The organism is Psychrobacter sp. DD43, from assembly GCF_904846555.1.
In the GTDB taxonomy this organism is placed as follows: Bacteria; Pseudomonadota; Gammaproteobacteria; order Pseudomonadales; family Moraxellaceae; genus Psychrobacter; species Psychrobacter cryohalolentis.
Window position 1 is genome coordinate 1 of record NZ_CAJHBE010000035.1, and the last position, 4868, is coordinate 4868.

At 38.3% G+C, this 4868-nt stretch carries 6 protein-coding genes; all 6 read right to left on the minus strand.

Features of this window, described 5'->3' with window-relative positions:
• Window positions 1–516: 516 nt before the first annotated feature.
• Window positions 517–1767, minus strand: coding sequence for a replication initiation protein (locus JMX89_RS12600; RefSeq protein WP_201532546.1), 1251 nt, complete (start codon window positions 1765–1767; stop codon window positions 517–519).
• Between the two features lie 536 nt (window positions 1768–2303).
• Window positions 2304–2558 (minus strand): Txe/YoeB family addiction module toxin, encoded by a 255-nt coding sequence (locus JMX89_RS12605; RefSeq protein WP_025652646.1) that lies wholly within the window; start codon window positions 2556–2558, stop codon window positions 2304–2306.
• On the minus strand, window positions 2555–2845 hold the full coding sequence (locus JMX89_RS12610; protein ID WP_025652647.1) for a type II toxin-antitoxin system Phd/YefM family antitoxin: 291 nt from the start codon (window positions 2843–2845) through the stop codon (window positions 2555–2557). The genes JMX89_RS12605 and JMX89_RS12610 overlap by 4 nt, the downstream gene beginning before the upstream one ends.
• 93 nt (window positions 2846–2938) lie before the next feature.
• Window positions 2939–3172 carry a type II toxin-antitoxin system RelB/DinJ family antitoxin gene (locus JMX89_RS12615; protein WP_025652648.1) on the minus strand — a complete coding sequence of 78 codons (234 nt, stop codon included), beginning with the start codon at window positions 3170–3172 and terminating at the stop codon, window positions 2939–2941.
• Between the two features lie 79 nt (window positions 3173–3251).
• On the minus strand, window positions 3252–4205 hold the full coding sequence (locus tag JMX89_RS12620; protein WP_045448300.1) for a replication initiation protein: 954 nt from the start codon (window positions 4203–4205) through the stop codon (window positions 3252–3254).
• 308 nt (window positions 4206–4513) lie between these two features.
• The gene (locus tag JMX89_RS12625) at window positions 4514–4684 is read right to left on the minus strand and encodes a hypothetical protein (RefSeq protein ID WP_157292455.1); all 171 of its coding nucleotides are present in this window, start codon (window positions 4682–4684) and stop codon (window positions 4514–4516) included.
• Window positions 4685–4868: the final 184 nt, after the last annotated feature.

Consider the following 4868-nt stretch of genomic DNA (forward strand, 5'->3'; position numbering starts at 1 on the left):
AATAGTATATTGTAGTATGTTGTATATAATATACTACAATATACAACATACTACAATATAGAATGTAAAAAAACCCCAAGTAATCTTGAGGTCATGTGCTTGTTATTTAATGCCTAGTGATCGGTTAGGTATTCTTCTAGGGCATCGTTGATCATGTCTTGATAGTTACCGCCTGTTTGCTTAGCTCTGTCCTTGAATTTGGCAAGGATACTTGGGCTAATGACACTGGTTTCCGTAGACAACGCTTGAGATTTGATACTGCCACGGATCGCGCCTGACCAGTCGGTGACTTCTGGAATGTCCGATAAATCAATGTCGTCATCGCTAAGCGTGGCTAGATGCTCTGAATCTGCTTGCTACTTAGCAGTTAGTGGCGGTAATTCGTCTATTTTATAGCTAACCTTGCTCATAATACTCCCTACTAAATCCTATAATATGCCTTGCATAAGAGACCGCACGAGTTCACTATCATCGACTCCCTTTGATGTGTGCGTCACAAGTGAGGTTAAAGCGCTGTTAATTGGCTCTTTTGAGCATATTTTTTATATGTAGCTTTTCATCAAAGTCAGTTAATTTTTTTAAGTAGCGCACATACTCTGCGTAGTATTCAGGTTTTGCCATACGCGCCTCGATCTCTTTTTGTGTCTCAACCGGCGTTTTAATCGATTGAGGAAAATTACTAACTACCTCATGCTTGTCTTTAAGTTTCCAACCATATTTTTTAATCTCAGCTGGACTAAACACTTTGACAATATCTTCAAGGCTTGTACTGCTGGTGTCCCGAATACAAAACACGATTTCACTGATTTCTCGGCCGATTTTGTTTTCTGTATAGCTAACCTTCAGCGGTGTGTGCTTCTCAACCTCTGCTATGGCTTTACCTAAGACCTTAGTTTTAAAGTCTGTGATTTTCTCATACTTGTCTGTGCAGTTGAATTTTTGGCGCAGATACGCAACTGAGTACGCTTTTTTACCACCCTGCAAGTGCAAACAGCTACTGACAAGCTCGAACATTAAAATACCGTAAGAGCCCAGCTCCACGATATAGTGCCTCTCGTACTTCGTGAACGTGTTTGACTTATCAAATACAGTTAACATCTCAGTCACTGTATCTGTCAACGTCACCGCTATTCGCCCTTGACCCTTTAGATACTCACACTCAGCAACCCAACTGCTACCTTTTCTATTGACGACCTCATCTGCTTTGAAATCATAAAACCAAAACGCTTTTTGTAGCAAACTATCCGATAACTCACTTAGCAGCTGGTATGTACCATCTTTTTCGAGCCCATATTCTTTGGCAAACTCTGAAGCTGTCAACATAAACGTCCGCTGATTAGCATTTTTATCAACGGCAGCTCGAACCTTTGGCGATAAAAGCATGATCAGTCGTCTCTCGTTATGCGTCAAATCTGTAATCGCGTTTAATAATCTGTTTTGTAGCACAATCCAATTCGGCCCATAAACCCAGTTGCTATGGTCTTTTTTATCGGATGCTGTACTACTGGCATCTGAACTTGCATTTTGAGGGGCTTGTATAGGCTTTTGAATCTCTTCTTCAAAAGGCAATACCTCAAAATCAAAGTCAATAGGAATGGGCTCAATAATCTCAATAGAGGCGTTGAAATCATTTCTTGTGTATCTAATATGATTGATTAAAGCCTCACGCTCCTCTGGTGTCAGCGGTTTTTCAACGCGTACCCTGATTGTATGGCCAAAGTCTTGCCTAAGCTTGTCTTGAAAACCCTGCATTTCTTCAGGTGTCATATCCTGACCTATTTGTTTGGTTTTAACTAATATAACATATATGACGAAAAATTTTATAATTTTTCGTCATATACAAGGTATTTGTCTACCTAAAACAAGCTAAATGTCTACCTATACACTAAAACAACAAGGTATTTGTCTACCTATAACAAGGTTAACGTCGTCATTTAAATAAAAAAAATCCCCTGTAATACTTATAAATGAAGCGCTACAGAGGATTGGCGAAAAACGTATAAATCTGTTAAATCTGTATATATAAATACAAAATAATATACGTGTATTTTTAGGTAAGAATAAAACAGCAACTATTTTATTCTGTGGTAACGTGATCAGAGGTATAGTCACCATTAGCAATTATATGGCGTCGTATGACCACATAAGGTTTGTTGTCGAATGTTTAGGTCGAAGTACTAACCAATATATTTAGACGTCTCTACAGAGCTTTCTCGTTCGTTTTAGGACACATAGCCAGAATGGAAAATAAAAAAGTGCCTGATTCTTAGGATCAAGCACTTTTGTGAACTAACACTGTTTACTTAATAATGATATCGGCACTGAACGATGATAATGGCATCATCTTGAACCTCATAAACCAGTCTATGCTCTTGATCAATGCGACGCGACCAATAGCCTGCCAGATCGTGTTTGAGTGGTTCAGGTTTACCAATACCCTCAAATGGATCACGTTTGATGGCTTTAATCAGCTTACTTATTTGCTTGACCTTCTCTTTGCTGGTTTTTTGCCAGTATTCGTAGTCCTCCCACGCATCCTGTGTCCAAGATAAGATCAAGCGTCCACCTCATCATCACAAGTCAATAATGCGTCATCCGTATTGATGTCATGCTCGATTAAACGACCCGCCTTAGCATCGGCTATAGAGCGTCTGAGGCGCTTGGCATTAGTGGGGCTTTTTAGCAGATGAAGCGTTTCCTCATATGAATTAAACTCTTCTAAACTCATGAGTACCGCAGGTTTGGCGTTTTGTCTAGTAATCACGATCGGCGATTTGTCGGTATCTACCTTATCGATATATTTGGCTAGGCCCTTTCTAAAATCAGTGTAGTTCACAACATCCATAACGATTACTCCGTGTTTGGTCATCTTTATTTGTATGACTGATATTATATACCATATCTGTACTTATATCTGTACAGTTATTTTTACACTGATTTATTTATGGCGCTGGCCGCTCAATCCGTAATCACCCGCAGAAGTTTGTGGCGGCGTATTAAGATTAGAGGGTTTTTGATAATCAAAGGATAACGGCACGGTATTGGTTTGCGCCACTTGAGTTAAGAACAATTTGATTGCTTGAGACGGCGTTAATCCATAGCTTTCAAACACGGCAAAGGCGCTATCCTTGAGCTCTTGATCGAGCCTGATATTATAATTGGTTGTCGTCATGGCATTACAAATGGCTTATATATGTACGTACAATATAAACCATTTGTAATGCCAAAACTACTAAGCATGCTTTTTCATATTATGATTTCTGCTTAGGGAACGTATAGCCTATCGCCAGTAAGTGCTTTTTGTGGGTCTTTAAAAAAGCCTCATCTCTTAATTGAGTGTGTAACCAACTAATAACTTCTTGAGTGCTTTTACCTGATGGTGCGTAACTACCAAACGGTGAGTAGTTAGCCAACAAAGGGGCAAAACGATCAATTTGCTTAACGGTTAGAGGTGGGATATCTCTATCCTCATTATTCTGATTTAGGCCCTCCTGTCCTTTTTTCTTAGTTGGCTTGGCCTTGACGGTGAATGTCAAACCTGTAACTGTGCGTCCACGTTTGATGTTTTCATAGGTGATTTTGATGTCGGTTTTCTGATTAATTTCTTTTATGGGTCCATCAACTGCATTCTCTTTCAAATTGTTGATGCGCTCATACGACTTAGGCGTGCCAAGTTCTTGCCTATATTGATCTAAAGTCATAGAAAAACCACCCTTCCCCTCAGACTTTTTTGCTAGATGGTAAAGGTCTAACGAGTAAGTCAATTTGAGGTTTAAGATATCTTCTTTTAAATATTTAGTGTAAGGGTTGAGCTTATCAAAAACCTGAAGTAAGTATATTACCTCATCTGTAAAATGCATCGATATATAGCCATCTGCATATTTCGACCTGATTAGCCATTGAACCTCTGTATCATCACCATCCTTATCCTCATAAATGAATGTACGCTTCATTAATTTTTTGCTAGCTGATTTCATTTGCTTATAAGCCGAGTTTCTATCTATTCCGCTAAGCTTAGCAAATTCAGAAGACGCAACCTCTATCGGTGTTTTTTCAGTAGCATTATTAACCCTAACCAATGGGCTCGCTAGAATAATGATGCGCTTCTCATCAATAGACATCTCTCTAAAAGCTTGAGTAATTTTATTCTGCATAACAATCCATTTTTCAGGATATTTTTTTTCGTATAGCTCGACATCATTCATTATGACAACCTCATTATGCTAGTTACTTTAAGATACTAGCATAATGCGGGATAAAAGTAGCATTTAAACGGGATAAAAGTAGCATAATGCGGGATAAAAGTAGCATAATAGAGTGCGTAACCCTTTAATAGCAAAGCTTACAGACTGTCTAAAAGTCTTTAAAAGTTTTTAAAAGTAAAAAATATATTTTTATTTTAAATAATAAGGAAAAAACCAAAAAACCGACGGATTTAAGATGATAATTTGATCGACCAATCACTTGTAAAACTGATCAGTAGCTCAGAATGCAATTGTCCATTTACTTAATGTTATTCCACGTTCGCATGGTTCGGATCAAGCTTAGATCTTTGAAGATCTTCAAAAGCATGGTCAAAGATATTTTGAATATCTTCGTCTGTCATTCTGGACAACCCTGTTTTCACATTCTCAATATCAGTCTCATTTTTTGTAGATAGCTTGTCTTCATTTTCAGTAGCCATTATCGACACATCTGTAAACACTTATCAAACCGTTGCTAAAAAGCCTAGAAACCACTCTTATATACGTTTTACGCTCTGTCCGATACGATGGTAGCTAAAGCTATTCTAAAACGCTTAAAACAGCCGATAACCGTCTCCTAACCTTTCGCTAATTAGTAGACGATCCAGCTGTACCTTCAATTAG